Annotated in this window: 15 protein-coding genes; 7 read left to right on the top strand and 8 right to left on the bottom strand. The window is 49.1% G+C overall.

The features are described 5' to 3' along the window. The first annotated feature begins 74 nt into the window (after positions 1 to 74). Both BUB52_RS10655 and BUB52_RS10660 read left to right on the top strand, forming a co-directional pair. Positions 75 to 539: a radical SAM-associated putative lipoprotein gene (locus BUB52_RS10655; protein WP_009122135.1), complete on the top strand. Its 465-nt coding sequence runs from the start codon at positions 75 to 77 to the stop codon at positions 537 to 539. Positions 540 to 544: 5 nt separating this feature from the next. Beyond that, positions 545 to 1,615, top strand: a complete 1,071-nt coding sequence (locus BUB52_RS10660; RefSeq protein ID WP_083554545.1) for a TIGR04133 family radical SAM/SPASM protein — start codon at positions 545 to 547, stop codon at positions 1,613 to 1,615. Positions 1,616 to 1,651: 36 nt separating this feature from the next. Here the strand turns inward: BUB52_RS10660 and BUB52_RS10665 are convergent, their stop codons facing one another. The 4 genes from BUB52_RS10665 to xerD form a co-directional block, all read right to left on the bottom strand. Further along, positions 1,652 to 3,190, bottom strand: coding sequence for a YifB family Mg chelatase-like AAA ATPase (locus BUB52_RS10665; RefSeq protein ID WP_009122137.1), 1,539 nt, complete (start codon positions 3,188 to 3,190; stop codon positions 1,652 to 1,654). 48 nt (positions 3,191 to 3,238) lie between these two features. Then, entirely contained in the window at positions 3,239 to 4,294 is a 1,056-nt protein-coding gene (locus BUB52_RS10670) for a TlpA disulfide reductase family protein (protein ID WP_009122138.1), read from the bottom strand. Between the two features lie 113 nt (positions 4,295 to 4,407). Then, positions 4,408 to 6,099 (bottom strand): tetratricopeptide repeat protein, encoded by a 1,692-nt coding sequence (locus BUB52_RS10675; RefSeq protein WP_009122139.1) that lies wholly within the window; start codon positions 6,097 to 6,099, stop codon positions 4,408 to 4,410. A gap of 135 nt (positions 6,100 to 6,234) precedes the next feature. Continuing rightward, positions 6,235 to 7,185: a site-specific tyrosine recombinase XerD gene (gene xerD / locus BUB52_RS10680; protein ID WP_009122140.1), complete on the bottom strand. Its 951-nt coding sequence runs from the start codon at positions 7,183 to 7,185 to the stop codon at positions 6,235 to 6,237. Positions 7,186 to 7,251: 66 nt separating this feature from the next. On the opposite strand from xerD, the gene aroQ reads away from it, so the two are divergent. The 3 genes from aroQ to BUB52_RS10695 all read left to right on the top strand — a co-directional run bounded on the left by aroQ (position 7,252) and on the right by BUB52_RS10695 (position 9,948). Further along, a complete protein-coding gene (gene aroQ, locus BUB52_RS10685; RefSeq protein WP_022218518.1) occupies positions 7,252 to 7,671 on the top strand; it encodes a type II 3-dehydroquinate dehydratase in 420 nt (139 codons plus the stop codon). 100 nt (positions 7,672 to 7,771) lie between these two features. Next, positions 7,772 to 9,229, top strand: coding sequence for a pyruvate kinase (gene pyk / locus BUB52_RS10690; RefSeq protein ID WP_009122142.1), 1,458 nt, complete (start codon positions 7,772 to 7,774; stop codon positions 9,227 to 9,229). Positions 9,230 to 9,318: 89 nt separating this feature from the next. Next, the gene (locus tag BUB52_RS10695) at positions 9,319 to 9,948 is read left to right on the top strand and encodes an O-methyltransferase (protein ID WP_009122143.1); all 630 of its coding nucleotides are present in this window, start codon (positions 9,319 to 9,321) and stop codon (positions 9,946 to 9,948) included. An 86-nt stretch (positions 9,949 to 10,034) separates the two neighbouring features. On the opposite strand, the gene BUB52_RS10700 is transcribed toward BUB52_RS10695, so the two are convergent. The 3 genes from BUB52_RS10700 to BUB52_RS10710 form a co-directional block, all read right to left on the bottom strand. Further along, positions 10,035 to 11,267, bottom strand: a complete 1,233-nt coding sequence (locus BUB52_RS10700) for an FtsX-like permease family protein (RefSeq protein ID WP_009122144.1) — start codon at positions 11,265 to 11,267, stop codon at positions 10,035 to 10,037. Between the two features lie 109 nt (positions 11,268 to 11,376). Continuing rightward, a complete protein-coding gene (gene rbfA, locus BUB52_RS10705) occupies positions 11,377 to 11,715 on the bottom strand; it encodes a 30S ribosome-binding factor RbfA (RefSeq protein ID WP_009122145.1) in 339 nt (112 codons plus the stop codon). A 580-nt stretch (positions 11,716 to 12,295) separates the two neighbouring features. Next, complete coding sequence (locus tag BUB52_RS10710; protein WP_009122148.1) at positions 12,296 to 14,812, bottom strand: YfhO family protein; 2,517 nt, start codon at positions 14,810 to 14,812, stop codon at positions 12,296 to 12,298. Positions 14,813 to 15,012: 200 nt separating this feature from the next. Here BUB52_RS10710 and BUB52_RS10715 point away from each other — a divergent pair, with 200 nt between their 5' ends. Next, a complete protein-coding gene (locus tag BUB52_RS10715; protein ID WP_009122149.1) occupies positions 15,013 to 15,717 on the top strand; it encodes a 5'-methylthioadenosine/adenosylhomocysteine nucleosidase in 705 nt (234 codons plus the stop codon). A 24-nt stretch (positions 15,718 to 15,741) separates the two neighbouring features. Continuing rightward, complete coding sequence (locus BUB52_RS10720) at positions 15,742 to 16,230, top strand: S-ribosylhomocysteine lyase (RefSeq protein WP_009122150.1); 489 nt, start codon at positions 15,742 to 15,744, stop codon at positions 16,228 to 16,230. A gap of 563 nt (positions 16,231 to 16,793) precedes the next feature. On the opposite strand, the gene BUB52_RS10725 is transcribed toward BUB52_RS10720, so the two are convergent. Continuing rightward, positions 16,794 to 18,440, bottom strand: coding sequence for an AMP-binding protein (locus BUB52_RS10725; protein WP_039950785.1), 1,647 nt, complete (start codon positions 18,438 to 18,440; stop codon positions 16,794 to 16,796). Positions 18,441 to 18,458 lie beyond the last annotated feature (18 nt).

An 18,458-nucleotide genomic window follows, 5' to 3' on the forward strand; every position in this document is an offset into this window, starting at 1 on the left:
TAAAAGTAGGGGCTGTTGTGCAGTATTCTGTTCGGATAGACGTTTATAGTACATAACTTAGACTATGACACGCTATGAAGAAAAGAAAAAAGCAATGGCTCCGGATGTGCAACGGCATGATGTCCGGTGCGTTGGTTCTGCTGGGTTTCACGTCTTGCGATGAAAACAGTACAGGTACGGGGAGATGTGAGTATGGTACTCCTTATGCCAAATATGAAATCAAAGGAAAGGTGATGGGAGAAGACAGGCAGGTTGTATCCGACGCCAGGATTCTCGTGAAGAATATGGCTCCCCAAACCGATAACTCTCGTACCCGTGTCGTTTCATCCGATACGGTCTATACGAAAGAAAACGGAGAATATCTTTATCAGAACACCATAACGGGCTATCAAAACTTCCGTGTTGTTTGCGAAGACCTTACGGGAGCATACGAAGCCGACTCGATGGATATTAAGATGAATCCGACAGGCGGGAGCGGCTGGTATGAAGGAAAAGATAATAAAGAAGTAAACTTTGAATTAAAGAAGAAAGAAAAATAAAACCGGTGGGAGTCCTTTCTGTTCGTAAACGTTTGGCGCTGGAAATCGCGCGTAAGATGCGTAATAACCTGAAAGAGCTGCATCCGTTGAGGCAGCTCTTTTGGGAATGCACCTTACGTTGTAATTTGCACTGTAAGCATTGCGGCAGCGATTGCAGGCGGATGCCGGATATAAAGGATATGCCGGCTGCCGATTTTTTACGGGTTGTCGATTCCATCACTCCGCATATCAATCCGAACGAAGTAAGCATTATCATGACCGGTGGAGAACCGCTGATGAGGGAAGATCTGGAAGAAGTAGGGCTGGAACTCTACAGGCGCGGCTATCCCTGGGGAATTGTTTCCAACGGCCTTTACCTTACCGGCAGACGTTTGGAGCGGTTGATGGCTGCCGGGCTCCATTCCATAACCATCAGTTTGGACGGTTTTGAGCAGGAGCATAATTGGTTGCGCGGTCATCCGGAAAGTTACGGAAGGGCTGTGGAGGCGATTAAGATGTTGGTGCATGAGCCCGAGCTGGTGTGGGATGTGGTGACATGTGTCAATCACCGTAACTACCCGTATCTGGATGAATTGAAAACATCTCTTTATCATATAGGTGTCCGGCAATGGCGTTTGTTTACCATTTTTCCGATGGGACGTGCCGCATCACATCCGGAGTTTCAGTTGAGCAATGATGAGTTTACAGGTATTATGGAGTTCATCAAGCGTATCCGGAAAGAGGGTAAGATGCACGCAAGCTATGGTTGTGAGGGTTTCTTAGGCAGATATGAAGGTGAGGTTCGTGACGGTTTCTTTTCTTGTAATGCCGGAATCAGTGTTGGCTCTATATTGGCGGACGGAGCCATATCCGCCTGTCCGAGTATCCGTAGCGACTATCATCAGGGCAATATTTATCGCGATGACTTTATGGATGTGTGGGAGAATCGTTTTCAATCTTTCCGTAACCGGGAATGGATGAAGAAAGGCCTATGTGCCGATTGCAGCCTTTTCCGCTATTGCGAGGGCAATGGCATGCATTTGCGTGATAATAAAGGCGCGCTGCTTTTCTGCCATCTCGACAGGCTTCATTCTTAATGGAGTTGTCTGTTACGCGGCTTTTCTCTTGGGGAGTTATCCCGCCCAATCTTCCCTATCCAGGTTTCTGTATCCGATTGCTTCGGCCAGATGCGACGGTTGTATCAGTTCACACCCTTCAAGGTCGGCAATAGTGCGTGAGACTTTTAGAATACGGTCGTATGCGCGTGCCGAGAGATTGAAGCGGTTCATGGCTGTTTTTAGCAGGGCAAGACCATTATCGTCAGGACGGGCATAGCGGGCGAGTAATTTACTGTTCATCTGTGCATTGCAATATATGCCGGGAACTTCGGAATATCTTTCGGATTGAATTTGCCGTGCACGCACTACGCGTTCACGGATATCGGCACTTGACTCGCCGGGGCGTGCATCGGACATTTTCTCAAAGGGCACGGGAATAACTTCGATTTGCAGGTCGATACGGTCGAGCAAAGGTCCTGAGATACGGTTAAGGTATTTCTGTACCTGCCCCGGACTACACACACAGGCTTTGGTGGGATGATTGTAATATCCGCAGGGACAGGGATTCATGGATGCTGCGAGCGTAAAGCTGGCGGGAAATTCCACATTGCATTTTACGCGGGAAATGGTGATTTTCCGGTCTTCCAGAGGTTGCCGTAATACTTCGAGCACATTCCGGTTGAACTCCGGAAGCTCGTCGAGGAACAAGACGCCGTTATGCGCCAGGCTGATTTCTCCCGGTTGCGGGAAACTTCCGCCGCCTGTCATGGCTACTATGGAGATGGTATGGTGCGGATCACGAAACGGACGTTTGGAAATAAGCCCGCCTTCCTGTCCCAGCTTTCCTGCAACAGAGTGTATCTTGGTTGTTTCAAGGCTTTCGCCTAATGATAATGGCGGCAGTATAGAGGGGAGACGTTTGGCAAGCATGGACTTTCCGCTGCCCGGAGCGCCTACCAGAAGAATATTGTGTCCGCCTGCGGCGGCTACCTCTAATGCGCGTTTCGCGTTCTCCTGTCCTTTTACATCGGAGAAATCCAGGTCGAAGCTGTTCTGCCGGGTATAAAACTCTTTACGGGTGTCGATATGTACCGGCTTTAATTCCTGTTTACCATTGAAGAATTCGATAACCTCTTTTAGGTTCTCCGCTCCATAAACCTGCAGATTGTTTACGACAGCGGCTTCCCGCGTGTTTTGTTTTGGAATGATGATTCCCTCGAAACCGAGTTCTCTCGCTTTTATGGCAATGGGAAGCGCTCCTTTAATGGGTTGCAGACTACCGTCCAGGCTTAGTTCTCCCATTATCAGATAACGGTCTGTTTTATCCGATTGAATAACTTCACTGGCGCCCAGCATGCCGATAGCCAATGGTAAGTCATAAGCGGAACCCTCTTTACGGATATCCGCCGGAGCCATGTTAATGACGATATTGCTTGTCGGCATCCGGTAGCCGTTTACTTGCAATGCGGAGATAATGCGTTGGTGGCTTTCCTTGACAGCGGAGTCCGGTAAACCTACAAGATAGAACATACAGCCTCTGGAACTGTTGACTTCGATAGTGATGAGGGTTGCATCAATACCTTGAACAGCCGCTCCAAAAACTTTGATGAGCACGTAATTAAGTGTTTAGTGATTAGTGTTTAGTGATTACTAATGGAAAAGTTATCGTTTTCTTTTCCTTTCTTTCTCTTTCTTTTCTTGTTCTTCTATGTCTTTCAGCTTCTTCTCGATAGCCGCTCCGCTCAGGTTTTTTCCTTCTATTCTTCCGGAGGGGCTGAGCAGTATATTGGCAGGCAGAGCTTTTATGGCGAGTTGTTTCACAAACTCGGTATTCCAGCCGGAAAGGTCACATGTCTGCTCCCATTTCAGGGTGTCTGTTTCAATCGCTTTTTGCCAATTGTCTTTATTGATGTCTAAGGAAACTCCTAAGAGGGCAAACTTCTTGTTCTTTTGTTCTTTCTTATAGATTTTGCGGTAAACGGCATTACTGTCACGGCTCACCGTATCCCAGGAAGCCCAGAAATGTATTAACAGGTATTGGTCTTTGAAGTTAGAACGGGTTATCTGTTTTCCTTTGGCATTGGGCAGGCGGAAGTAAGCGGTTGTTTTTCCGATACCGGCTTTCTCTTCTTCCTGAATGCGGTCGAGCAATTCATCGATATAGGGACGGTCTTTCAATTCTCCCGTCATGTGCTCGGTCAACTTCTTAATTTGGGTATAGTCCGGCTTTTCTTTCTGTACGAAATACTTATCCAGCAGGTAGATGCTGACTAAAGAGGAATGATGCTCATTAATAAACTTGCCGGCTTTCTCTTCCAATACCTTTTCAGAGGGTTTGCCTAATCCTTTCAACTCTTTTTGAAAAGCGCTTAACTCTTCGTTGGGCGTGTTTCCGCTTATCTCCAAACTGTTGAGCTCGGCGGCAGAACCTTTGACATGTATCGTATTTCCCTTATCCATAAAGAAAGGGTATCGACTGCCGTCGCTAAACAACAGCCAGGCAGCTACTAAAGTATCCGGAGAGAGCGTTGCCGAGAATTTATCATTCTCAACGAGCAGGGTATCCATGCGGTCGTACATTTCGTCTGCACCATATATATATAAGGTGTCATTTCCCAACCCTTTGATTTCTCCGCTCAGACTGGCAGTGTCGGAGCTCTTGCCACCGCAAGCGGATAGTATGATAATCAGGAAATATGCAAGATAAATATTCTTCATACGGCTTTCTTCTTCTGATACGTTGCTGCGAAAGTAGTTCTTTTTGGTGTGAATAAAAAAAAATGCCCGACATATTTCTATGCCGGGCACTTCTTTTCATCTTATAACCTTTATTATTTGATGATATTCATAAAGTCCGCATTCGTGAAGTATTTGGAGAATTCCAAGTCAGAAGCAGCTTTCTTAGCTAATGAAGAATCTTTAGCAACAGCTTTCTTCAGGTTATCGGTTACCATAGAAGTGTTGTTGGTTCTTGCGCCTACAACAGCCATCAGGTAGTCGGTGTAAGCGTCCGGTTTAGCAATGCTTGACAATGTGCTTTTAGCCTTGTTGTAATCCTTAGCGAGGATTTGTGCCAAAGCCGCACTGTTAGTCTTAGTATCGCCAAATGCATTAACGGCTCTGTCATATTGACCTTGAGCTACATACAGGTTACCCAAAGCTTCGTTCAGTTCTTTAGCGCCTGCAGCTTTACCCAAGTAAGACTCGGCAGCGGCTTTGTCACCCTTAGTCAGAGCGATAAGACCCATGTTCATGTTAGCTTCGGCAGAATTCTTGATAGAAAGAGATTTCTTGAAATATCCTTCAGCTTTGTCAAGGTTACCGGCTTGGTAAGCCAACTTACCGAGGTTGTTATATGCACGGTAGTCGTTCGGGTAGATTTGAGTAGCTTTGATGAAGATAGCTTCTTGCTTGGCGGGATCGTTAGTCAAAGTAGTTGCATACAGCAATTCTTCGATGTTCAGTTGCTTAGCGTCGCTATCAGCCAAAGATGCGATTTCTTCGTCAGACTTACCGATTACGTCGTAGTTCAAAGTCAGACGAGAACGACGCAGTTGCGGAAGGATTTCTTCAGCCAAAGTCTTGTATACAGAAGAGATGTTTTTGATTTCCTGTTCTCTTTGTTCGGGATCAGAGTACATTGACAATACGCGGAGAATCAACTCTTTGTCTTGGATGTTGGATTTGCTTACCAATTCCTGGAAGCCTTCCCAGTCTTGCGCAGTGTATTTAGTATCTACGGTAGCTTCGATTTTGCCTTTCTTCAAGTCTCTGTTGATGATTTTAGCAGTGTTGTCCTGACGATTTTCAGCCAGACCCGTATTCAGCTTAACACCACCATCGGGAGAAGCGTATGCGGAAATTTCGATGTTGCTGATTTTCTTGTTAGCTGCATCGTTTACATTCTTAACTTCTTCGTTGAATGCTTTAGCGGTTTTCAATTCGCTTGCACGAACGTTAGCCTGTTGAATCAAGAACATGATGTTTGCATCATATTTTTCTTTGATTATGCGTTGGAAAGCGTCGTCGCCGTTAGCGGGGTTAGCGCTGCCCAAAGTCTGGCCGATCAATTCGGAAGTAGAGATAACACCGTCAGCTACTTTTACGGCAGGGATGGTAACTTCTTTCTTTCCGACTTTGGCTTTGAATTCCAGGTACAGCTCGGATTTAGCCATTTCAGGAACATAGTCGAAAGAAGTCTTCATTGTGTAGCTACCGCCGGCTTTGTAAGAGATAGTCTGGTCGTTGCCTTCCACTTTTTCGCCTTGGAATACGGCAGGCTGACCTTTAGCTTCGCCACCTTCCCATTTCAAAACCGGAGTAACCTCTACTACGGCATTTTTCTTGAAATACTTTTCAGGGAACTTACCGTTAATTGTAGCAGGTACCTTGCCACCCACGGCTTCCAATACTTGCGGAGTCACTGTGAAATAGTCAGAAGACAGTTCACCCATTTTGCTGCTGCATGATGTCAAAACAGCAACAAGTGCCACTAACAAAGGCAGATACAATTTTTTAGTCATTTTAGATATAAATTAATTGTTTGTAATTGAAATTTGTCCATTCACAATTAGTTGCTATACTCCTATATATATAGCTTTGCAAAGATATTAATTCTCTTGGCAATTTGTTAATAATACTATCACATTTATTATAATTTAATAAACGCCATGCTCTTTCCGGTATTTAATATTGCGGGGATGATGCTCGATAATTTCACTTCGGAGCATGTTCCGGTCGATATGCGTATAAATTTCCGTGGTGGCGATGGATTCATGTCCCAACATGCACTGAATTGCCCGCAGATTGGCGCCGCCTTCCAGCAAATGGGTGGCAAAGGAATGGCGGAACGTGTGCGGACTGATATTCTTGGTGATACCGGCCTTTTCCGCCAGTTCTTTAATCATGTGAAACACCATGATGCGGGAGATACGATTGCCCCATCGTGCCAGAAATACGTAATCTTCGTATCCTTTCTTGATTTTTCCCAGGTTACGGTCTGCAAACCAATACTTTATTTCTTTGATGGCGCGGGGGGAGATAGGTACCAGGCGTTGTTTGCTGCCTTTGCCTTCCACCTTGATGAATCCTTCCTCGAAGTAAAGGTCGGAGATTTTCAGGTTACACAGTTCCGACACGCGTAACCCGCAGCTGTACAGCGTCTCCAGAATGGCACGGTTGCGTTGTCCCTCTTTCTTCTCCATGTCCACGGTGGAGATGATTCTGTCGATTTCTTCTATGGTGAGTACTTCCGGTATCTTGAATCCTATTTTGGGGCCTTCCAGCAGTTCGCTCGGGTCGGCTTCCAGATAGTCGGCAATCACCAGAAAGTGGAAGAAGGATTTGATTCCGGAGAGTATCCGGGCTTGGGAGCGGGGATGTATGCCGATGTCGTGGAGTCCTGCGGCGAAGCGTTGCAAATCATCCGGCGTAACATCCGGAATGTCTATGTTTTCCCCGTCCAGAAAGTGCAGAAGTTTCTGTAAGTCCGTCATATAGGCGTCGAACGTATTGGATGAAAGCGCCTTCTCCAGCCTGATATATTGCTGATACTTCCTGATTATCACCGCTCGTTTTTCCTTATTCGCTGATTTCTCTTCTACTTTCATTACTTTTTCCTATCTTTGCACCTTGAAAGAATGTTCTCTGTGGACAAAGGTATAAAAAAATGTGTTATGAGAATACAGATTATTAACGGCCCCAATATAAATCTGTTGGGAAAACGTGAACCTTCCATTTATGGCAGTGTTACTTTTGAAGACTACCTTGCCGAACTCCGTAAAAAGTATGCGGATGTACAGATAGACTATTTTCAATCCAACATCGAAGGAGAGTTGATAGACAAGATACAGCAGGCGGGTTTCGATGCGGACGGTATCATTCTGAACGCGGGTGCCTACACCCATACGTCCATTGCTCTGCAAGATGCGATCCGGTCGGTCACCGCTCCGGTGATTGAGGTTCATATCTCTAATGTACATGCCCGAGAGGCGTTTCGCCACGTATCCATGATAGCTTGTGCCTGCCGGGGTGTTATTTGCGGCTTCGGGCTGAACTCCTACCGTCTGGCATTGGAAGCGTTAAAGGAATTATGAATTATTAATTATGAATGACGGGGCGGACGGCGTTTCTGCGAGGCAATCCGTAATTCTTCATTCATAACCCCATCATTAATATAAAATTAGGTACAAGATTATGTTATTAAAACAGACAAAAATCGTTGCGACGATTTCCGATCAGCGCTGCGATGTTGATTTTATAAAACAGTTGTTCGACGCAGGTCTGAACGTAGTACGTATGAATACGGCTCATGCGGGCCGCGAAGGCTTCGAGAAGCTGATAGCCAATGTACGTACGGTTTCCAACCGCATCGCCATCCTCATGGATACGAAAGGTCCCGAAGTGCGTACGACTGTCCTCGCCGAGCCTGTTCCCTTCAAGGTAGGCGACCGTGTAAAGGTAGTAGGCAATCCCGACCTGCAGACCACCCGCGAATGTATCTCCGTTTCCTACCCTAATTTTGTAAACGACCTGAATATCGGCGGCCATATCCTCATCGACGACGGCGACCTGGAACTGGTGGTTATAGAAAAGAATGCGGACCATCTCCTGTGCGAGGTACAGAATGAGGCTACCTTAGGTAGCCGTAAGAGCGTCAACGTGCCGGGAGTACGCATCAACCTGCCTTCACTGACGGAGAAAGACCGCAACAATATCCTCTACGCCATCGAGAAAGACATCGACTTCATTGCCCACTCTTTCGTACGCAACAGACAGGATATTCTTGATATAAAAGCCATCCTCGACGCTCACAACAGCGACATCAGAATCATCGCCAAGATTGAGAACCAGGAAGGCGTAGACAATATCGACGAGATTCTCGAAGTGGCCGACGGCGTTATGATAGCCCGCGGCGACCTGGGTATCGAAGTTCCGCAGGAACGCATTCCGGGCATCCAGCGTTTGCTGATCCGCAAGTGTATCCTGGCCAAGAAACCGGTGATTGTCGCTACGCAGATGCTCCACACCATGATTTCCAATCCGCGTCCTACCCGTGCGGAAGTTACGGACATCGCCAACGCCATCTACTACCGCACGGATGCCTTGATGCTGAGCGGCGAGACCGCTTATGGCAAATATCCCGTTGAAGCCGTCAAGACCATGACGAAAGTTGCCGCCCAAGCCGAAAAGGACAAGCTGGCGGATAACGACATCCGTATTCCTTTGGACGAAAACAGCAACGACGTAACAGCCTTCCTCGCCAAGCAAGCGGTAAAAGCCACTACGAAATTAAAGATCCGCGCCATCATCACCGACAGTTACAGCGGCCGTACCGCCCGTAACCTTGCCGCGTTCCGTGGTAAATACCCGGTGCTCGCCATCTGCTATAAGGAAAAGACCATGCGTCACCTGGCGCTTTCATACGGCGTGGAAGCCATCTACATGCCCGAACTTGCCAACGGACAGGAATACTACTTCGCCGCTCTCCGCCGCCTGCTTCAGGAAGGCCGTCTGCAACCCACCGATATGGTAGGTTACCTGAGTAGCGGCAAAGCCGGCACGCAAACTTCCTTCCTCGAAATCAACGTAGTGGAAGACGCTCTGAAACACGCTCAAGACAGTGTGCTGCCGAACAGTAACAGATACTTGTAAAATTATAAATTGAGAATTGAGAATTAAAAAATGATAGCCCGCTGACAGGCATTTATTTTTTAATTCTCAATTCTCAATTCTCAATTTATATGACATTAGACGAATACATCCTGCGCCACATTGACGACGAGGGCGACTATCTGAAGGCTCTTTATCGCGATACGCACCTTAAATTGCTTTATCCCCGTATGGCTTCGGGACATTTGCAGGGGCGTATGCTCAAGATGTTTGTCAGGATGATACGTCCCCGCCAAATATTGGAAATCGGGACATATAGCGGATATTCCGCGCTTTGCATGGCGGAGGGACTGCCGGACGATGGGATGTTGCACACGTTCGAAATCAATGACGAGCAGGAAGACTTCACCCGTCCCTGGTTGGAGAACTCGCCCTATGCCGGTAAGATAAAGTTCTATATAGGCGACGCCTTGGAGCTTGTGCCCCGGTTGGGAATCACTTTCGACCTTGCTTTTATCGACGGCGATAAGCGCCGTTACATCGATTATTATGAAATGGTGCTGGCGCGTCTTTCGGAAGGAGGCTATATCATAGCCGACAATACCTTGTGGGACGGACACGTACTCGAAGAGCAACCGCACCGCACAGACTTGCAGACTATCGGCATAAAAGCTTTCAATGATTTGGTGGCCGCAGACAATCGTGTGGAGAAAGTTATACTCCCGTTGCGGGACGGACTGACGATTATACGTAAGAAATAATAAGTTTGCATCATCCCCCTTCACTTTCACAATCCCTTTGCATCATACTGTTCATGGGGATTTGCGGGTGAAGGGGGATGCTGCTTTTATTTTTTAAGCAGCCGCTTGCTCAGGTACCGCACCGGATACCATACCGAAAGGAATCCTACGGTGATAACCGTTATAAATACCAGTATGATGTCCGTTGCATGCACGCTCACCGGATAGGCGTCCACAACAAAACTTCCGTTACCGCCGCCCAGGGATATCAGTCCGAAACGCTGTTGCAGGAAGCACAGCAGCAGTCCCAGCGCAATTCCGGCAATGGCTCCGAATACTGAAATCAATCGCCCTTCAAAAAGGAAGATACGGGCAATCAGCCGGTCGTCGGCGCCCAGATTGCGCAGCGTTTCCGCATCCTCGCGCTTGTCCAGTATCAGCATGGACAGCGAGCCGATGACATTGAAACAGGCAATCGTAAGGATAAAGGTAAGGAACAGGTACGAGATGAGCTTCTCAATCTCCATGATGCGGAATACATCGGCTTGCTGCTCGTAGCGGTTCTGTACAGTGAAACGGTCACCCAGCATGCGTTCCATTTTCTTTTGCACGGCATTGGTGTTGCTGCCCGGTTTCAGTTTCAGTTCGATGGCGGAAACTTCCGTATCATAGTTGAACAGGCGTCGCGCAAAGCTCAGCGATGTAAGGATATAGCGCGCGTCGTACTTCTGCTGGTTGACGACAAACACCGCTCCCGGTGAAAACAGATAGTCCTGATTGAAAGCCGCCGACGGATTGGCGATGTTGACGCGTACGTTCCTTTTGGGCGCGTACACCCGCAGCGGGTCGACAAACTGAATCCCCGTACCCAGTTCGGACACCAGTTCCACCCCCATAAACCCGTAGTCCACGACGGAATCGTTCAGTATAAACTCCCCCGTACCGTACAGCAGGCTGTCTATGGACGTCAGTTGCTCGAAGTTGTCCTCTACGCCTTTGATAACCGCCATTGCCTGACGGTCTTTGTACTGTACCATCGCGTTTTCTTCCAGCGTCTCCGTCCAGATATCTATTTCGGGCAGGGCGCGTACTTGCTGCACGCGCGATTCGAGCGGGTCAAACACCTTTCCCTCCCGAACGGTGATTTTCAGTTCCGGGTCGAAAGCCGTGAAGAATCCCGCCACCATGTCCTGAAACCCGTTGAATACGGACAGCGTGCACACCAGCGCCAATGTAGCCAACGCCACCCCGCATACCGATATGCCGGATATGATGTTGATAGCATTGTGCTTCTTCTTGGAGAAGAGATAGCGGCGGGCTATAAAAAAAGGAAGGTTCATGGGGAGTGATTAGCGGTTAGTGATTAGCGGTTAGTGATTAGCGGTTAGCGGTTAGTGATAAAAGCCACTCATTTACATTAATCACTAATCACTAACCACTAATCGCTATCTACTGGTTCCCAAGCAATTCGTCGATTCTTTCCAGATAATCCAGTGAGTCGTCCACGAAGAACTTCAGTTCGGGGATGATGCGAAGCTGGTGACGTACACGGGTTCCCAACTCAAAGCGGATGGACTTCATGTTCGCATTGACGTTCTTGATGATTTCCTCGCTCTTTTCCGAGGGGAAAACACTGAGGTAAGCGCGTGCCACGCTCATATCGGGACTGATGCGTACGGCGCTGACCGAAATCAGTATGCCGGGCATGGATTTGGTCTGCAACAAGAAGATGTCGCTCAACTCCTTTTGGAGCAGGCGGGCTATTTTGTTCTGTCTGGTAGTTTCCATACTATATCGTTTTTTTGATTTGAAGAGCAAAGTTACTGAAATATATCGTTCTGCCGGTGATTTATACCATTTTTTTCATTCTTTTCCTTATAGTGTAATCTGATTTATGACGCTGTATGACTGTGTTTTCATCTATGCGGCATTCGCTTTGGCTGCGAGGAAAACAGGGTGTTGACTATTGTCAACAGGTCTGTTTACTGTTGTCAACGGTTCGAGCGGCTGTTGTCAACCGGGCTGTTGACAGTAGTCAACATCCTGTTTTCGTCGTGAGAAAAAACAATTCTCCCTATGGTAAAACTTCGTTTTCCCCTGTGCTTCTTCTTTATAAGCTGCCGGGAAAAGGCTGTTTTGCCATAGGGAGACAGCTATATCGCCCCGTTCCGTCGATGAAATCGGCCGGTTCGTAGATTTTATTTGCGGTTGCTCGCGCTACGTCCTACTTTTGATGTGGATAGAAGTTTGCAGAGACTCTCTCTAAATAGCGTTTTTTCATGTATTATTGACGTAGAACCGCCTTTACCCGTGAGGGGCAGAGGCGGTTTCCTTATTCAGACGATGTATGTGTCTCCTGTTGCTGTTCTTAATCTTGCGCGGCTTTCTTGCGTGCAATCAGCACAACTGCCGCAACTCCGATAACCAGCAGCGCCAATGCTCCGTAGGCGATGCTTTCCGTTACATGCAGGCTCTTGGGGTCGAAGCGCATCTCGATGGTATGTTTGCCGGCAGGCACATACAGGGTGCGCAGCACGTAATCCGCACGTCCCAGTCCGGCCGGTTGCCCGTCGATGGTTACCTGCCAGCCGTCCGGATAGTATATCTCGGAGAATACGGCGATACCGTCGCCCGCATTGTCCGTTTCGTAAACCAGGCGGTTGGGCTCATAGCTTGTCAGGCGAATGGAGGAAAGGCTGTCTTTGTAGGCTTCGGCAGTACCTTTCAGCACATCTTTGAAACGGGCGTCGACAACGGCGGTTTCGGTGGGAAGAATGGTTTTGAGCGCATCGATTTCCTCATTGGCGTTGTTTACGTATTGCACGTTCTTTACAAACCAGGCGTTGCCGTTGGCATAGGGGTTGAGGACGGGAACGGTCTGTCCCTGCTGTCCGGCGGGGAAGATGAAGTACTTGGTGTTCAGCATGTTCAGTACGCGGAATTTGGAAGCGTCCACGCTGTCCATTTCTCCGCCTGCGGCGGCTATCGCTTGGTAGGCGGCCTGCATCTCGGGAGAGATATGACGCTCTATCAGTTCCTGGTAGCGGCGCAGTTTGGCGGCATGATACCCACCTATGTTCTTGTGCCAGTAGGAAGTATTGTTCTCGTTGAACGCGTCGGTGGCAAAGTTCAGCACACGGTAGTCGGGAGCTTTGTCTTGCAGAATCAGCTCGTCGGTTTTGGTTTTGGTGAATGTTTCCGTCCGGATGGAACGGGGCACGAACTGGTCGTCGTGCAGGTAACGTTTGTTTACGGTCCACATGTCGGCAAGGCAGAGCGCCGTAATGCCTGCAATGGTCAGTGACCGGCGCAGCTTGCCGGCCGAGTGGAGCCAAAGCAGTGCGCATCCGATGCCTATAATGATGAAGCTCCGCAATGCGTCGGCGCTGACAAGTGCGCCCCGCATTTCCGCAAGGTTGGCGAGGATGCCGGACAGCTCGTTGGCGGGTATCATCTGCTGGTCGACGGCATTTTGCAGCATCTGCGCCTCTTGCGCGGGCACGAAGCCTGATCCGAGGCTGCCCGGCGCAATGACAAGCAGCAGGGCTACGCCGGCGGTGAGCGCAAAGCTGATACCGAAGGCTTTCTTGTTCGTTTTCCATATGCCGGGCTCTTCCAATACACGCTTCAGGGCGAAAATCGCGAGCAGGGGAATGGTAAACTCAGCTATGACGAGGATGGACGATACGGCGCGGAACTTGTTGTACATCGGGATGTAGTCGATGAAGAAGTCCGTTAGTGGCATGAAGTTCTTACCCCATGCCAAAACGATGGAGAAGAAGGTTGCTCCCAGCAACGCCCACTTCAGAGGCCCTTTGACGATGAAGCAGCCCAGTACGAAGAGGAACAGGACGAATGCGCCCACATAGACGGGACCGGCCGTCCAGGGCTGGCTACCGAAGTACTGCGGGAACGAGTTGTAGAGGCTGCCGTACATCGGATTGGCCTTTTCCATGGCGGTTTCGCTCTGGCTGAGGGGGGCGGCGGAAGAGCCGCCTTTGAAGTTGGGGACGAGGAGTGTCCAGGTTTCGCCGATGCCGTAGCTCCAGTTGGTGATGTAGTCGCGGTCCAGTCCGCTGCTGGTTTGCTTGGCGGCATTGCCGGTCTGCACGAGTTCGCTCTTGCCGCGCATGGTTTCCTTGCTGTACGTGTAGGTGTGGTAGAGGTTGGAGAGGTTGGCGGCCACGCCGATAAGGGCGGCGACGAGCAGTACGGCGCTTGCCTTGAAGAACCCGGGCAGCGTCTTGTTGCGCCATGCGTCTTCAAAGTATGCGCCTGCGATGAACAGAATGACGAACAGGAAATAGTAGGACATCTGCACATGGTTCGACATGATTTGCAGGGCGATGAAAAAAGCCGTCAGGATACCGCCCGCCAGCAGCCTGCCCCGGTAGGCGAGTACGATGCCCGCTATTGTGGGCGGGATATAGGCGAGGGTGATGAACTTCCAGATGTGTCCCGCTGAAATCAGAATGAAGAAGTAGGACGAGAAAGCCCACATGATGCCGCCCAATCCTGCCAGCCATGCCGGTATACCGAATACCCGCAACAGGATGTAGAAGCCCAGCATCAGGATGAACGTCAGGTTGACGTAGGTGGGCAGGAAGAGCTGGTATATTTTCTGTGTCCATTGCAACGGTACGGTAGAGTCGTAAGACGGCGCTATCTGGTAAGTCGGCATTCCGCCGAAAAGGGAATTGGTCCAGCGGGTGCGTTCGCCTGTCTGTTCGTAATACTCTTTGGCTTCTTGTCCGGCGCCGGCTCCGGCAGCGGTGTCGTGCTGGAACAGGATGCGTCCTTCCATATCCGCCGGGAAAAAGTAGGCGAAAGAAATCAGGACGAATGCCAGAACGGCAATTAAGTCGGGAAGAATCTTCTTTATCATCTTGCAGGGTTATGGTTTATGTGGGGGAGTTAAAGGGGTAGAGGAGCTAACTCCCTTAACTCCTAATCTGAATTTCAGCGGCAAACTTATACATAAATATTGATTTATGCACCAGTTGGATAGAGAAATCTGCCGAAATATCGTACCTTTGCCTTCCCGAAAATCATAATTCATAAATCTGAAATCATAAATCAGCAGGCATGACGATAGGTGTTATCAGCGCAATGGATAGCGAACACCGCCAGTTGGCGGAGCGTTTGCAGGAGAAGAAAGTGACGGGCGACGGCAATTTCCGCTATGCGGAGGGCATGCTCGGCGGTAACCGTTTGGTACTTACGCAGTGCGGCATCGGCAAAGTAAGCGCGGCGGTGGGAGCCGCGGAGCTGATACGCCGTTTTGCTCCGGATTGCGTTGTCAGTACCGGTGTGGCGGGTGGCATCGATGCCTGTCTCAAGGTGACGGATGTGGTGGTGAGCGAATCGCTGGCGTACCATGACGTGTGGTGCGGCGAGGGTAACGAATACGGTCAGGTGCAGGGATTTCCCGCGGTGTACAAAGGTTGCGTCCCGTTGTTGGAGCATGCCTTGTCTCTGAACAATACCGGATTGGAAAGCCGTATTCACGGCGGGCTGGTTTGCACCGGCGACCGCTTCATAACGGACCGTACCGAACTGGATGTCATCAAACACCGTTTCCCGGCGGGACTGGCTGTCGATATGGAATCCGCTGCCATTGCGCAGACCTGCTATCTGTACGGCATTCCTTTCCTTAGCTTCCGTATCGTCAGCGATACGCCGGGCGTGGAAGACCATTCTTCGCAATATGCCGATTTCTGGGGTACGATGGCGGAACGTTCCTTCCTTACGACATGGACTTTCCTTTCCACCCTGCCCGACAAATTATAACTCATAACTCACAACTTATAACTTATGAAGAAGATTCCCAGCTTTACCATCGATCACATCCGTTTGCTGCGCGGCATTTACGTATCACGCAAGGATGAAGTGAACGGAGAAGTTATCACTACTTTTGATATCCGTATGAAGGAGCCCAACCGCGAACCGGCTTTGGGACAAGGCGCTCTGCACACTATCGAGCATCTGGCTGCCACCTACCTGCGTAATGAACCGCAATGGCAGGACAAGATTATTTATTGGGGGCCTATGGGCTGCCTTACCGGTAACTATCTGCTGATGAAAGGCGACTTGCAGCCGCAGGACATCGTGAAGCTGATGCAGGACACTTTCCGCTTTGTCGCCGAATATGAGGGCGAAGTACCCGGCGCAGCTCCGCAGGATTGCGGCAATTATCTGCTCCACGACTTGCCGATGGCAAAATGGGAGTCTGCCAAATATCTGCATGAAGTGCTGGAACAAATGACGGAAGGCAATATGAACTACCCCGAGAAAGCGGAATGAGTGGTTGGTTGAATAAGTGCTGAAATTTAGTTTATAGCAGTAACGGTGCCATAGAGTAACCTAAGGTTGGAAGTAAGGCCGAAAGCCTTTTCATGGCACTATAAAATATTTTGTGTAAATGTAAACTACGGGATTCAGAATGAGTTCCGTAGTTTACATTTACACAAAATATTTTATAGTGCCAACTCATACTGAATCCCGTTTACATTTACACAAAATTATGGACAGTGCCCTTTCCATCTTTACGCCTGAAAACCTCTTATCTTTACGCCTGAAAGGCTTTTATCTTATAGCCCGGGGTAACACCCCGGGAATGCGAATATGAATAACATTGCGCCCTGAAAGGGCAAAAGATGAATCTGCAAATGTTTTGCCCTTACAGGGCGCAGAGCTCCGGGAACATTTATTCCCGGGGTGTTACCCCGGGCTATACGATAAGAAGGCTTTCAGCCTTAAGTTACTCTATGGCACCGTTACTGATATAAACTAAATTTCAATATTTACTTATTTACTTACTTATTTAGTTGGTTATTTACTTCTTTACTTAGTTTACTCCTAACTGCTTAAATAATTTCTATTCCTTGCTCCTTGCAAAGTTGCAGCCCTACGTCTTTCAGTTTGAATTTCTGTATCTTGCCGCTTCCTGTCATCGGGAACTCTTTTACAAAGAAAATATATTTGGGAATCTTGTAGCGGGAAATCTTGCCGATGCAGAAGTCGCGTACATCCGATTCGTGCAAGTCGGCTCCTTCGTGCTGGATGATGAACGCGCCGACCGCTTCGCCGTACTTCTTGGAAGGGATACCGGCCACTTGTACATCTTTGACACCTTCCAATTGATAGAGGAACTCCTCGATTTCACGCGGGTAGATGTTCTCGCCGCCGCGGATAATCATATCTTTGATACGTCCGGTGATACGGTAGTTGCCATCCTCGTCTTTTACGCCCAAGTCTCCGGAGTGCAGGAAACCGTTCTTGTCGATGACCTCGGCTGTGGCTTGCGGATTCTTATAGTAACCTTTCATGGTGTTGTAACCGCGGTTGCACATTTCGCCTTGCACGCCTACCGGACATTCCTCGCCGGTTTCCGGGTCGATAACTTTCACTTCGGTATGCTCAAAGTCGCGTCCTACGGTGTTGCAACGCACGTCGAACGAGTCGTCGATTCGTGTGGCGGTCATGCCGGGAGCGGCTTCCGTCAGGCCGTAAACGCTGGTTACTTTCATGTACATCTTTTCCTCTACCTGCTTCATCAGTTCGACGGGGCAGAGAGAGCCGGCCATGATGCCCGTACGCAGACTGGACATATCAAACAGGTCGAACATCGGATGATGCAGCTCGGCGATGAACATCGTGGGTACGCCGTAGAGTGCGGTACATCGCTCTTTGTGGACGGACGCAAGCACCACGAGCGGGTTGAAGCGCTCTACCATGACTTGCGTACAGCCGTGAGTGAGGCAGTTCATCGTGGCGAGCACCACGCCGAAGCAGTGGAACAGGGGCACGCAACAACAGAGCTTGTCATCGGAGGTAAACTTCATGTGCTCACCGGTGAGGAAACCGTTGTTGGCGATGTTGTAGTGGGTAAGCATTACCCCTTTCGGGAATCCGGTTGTGCCCGAAGTGTATTGCATGTTTACCACATCGTGGCAGCTTACCTGGCTTTTGAGCTCATCCAGACGGGTATCTTCCACGTTATTGCCTAAGAGCAGAATCTCGGAAGTGTTGTACATTCCTCTGTGTTTTTCCTGCCCTACGTAGATGACATTCTTCATATAAGGAAAACGCTCGCTTTTCAGATGTCCGCGCTGGCAGTTCTTCAGTTCCGGCAGCATGGTGTAGGTCATCTGCACGAAGTCGCTGTCTTTTTCGCCGTTGACGATACAGAGCGTGTGCATATCCGAGTTCTCGCACAGATATTCCAGCTCTGCCTGCTTGTAGTTGGTATTTACCGTTACGTAGACGGCGCCTATCTTGGCGCAGGCATACAGCAGCGTCAACCAGTCGGGTACGTTTGCCGCCCAGATGCCGACGTGCGTTCCCCGTTCCACGCCGATAGCGATAAGTCCTTTTGCCATGTCGTCCACCCTGCGGTTGAACTGGCTCCATGTGAAGCGTAAATTACGGTCGGAGTAAACAATATATTCTTTGTCAGGTGTATTTGTGGCCCAATGCTCCAGCCATTGGCCAAGCGTTCTTTCGTATAACATAGTAGAATTGAAAGTTGA

The sequence above is a fragment of the Bacteroides clarus YIT 12056 genome (assembly GCF_900129655.1).
Classification (GTDB): domain Bacteria; phylum Bacteroidota; class Bacteroidia; order Bacteroidales; family Bacteroidaceae; genus Bacteroides; species Bacteroides clarus.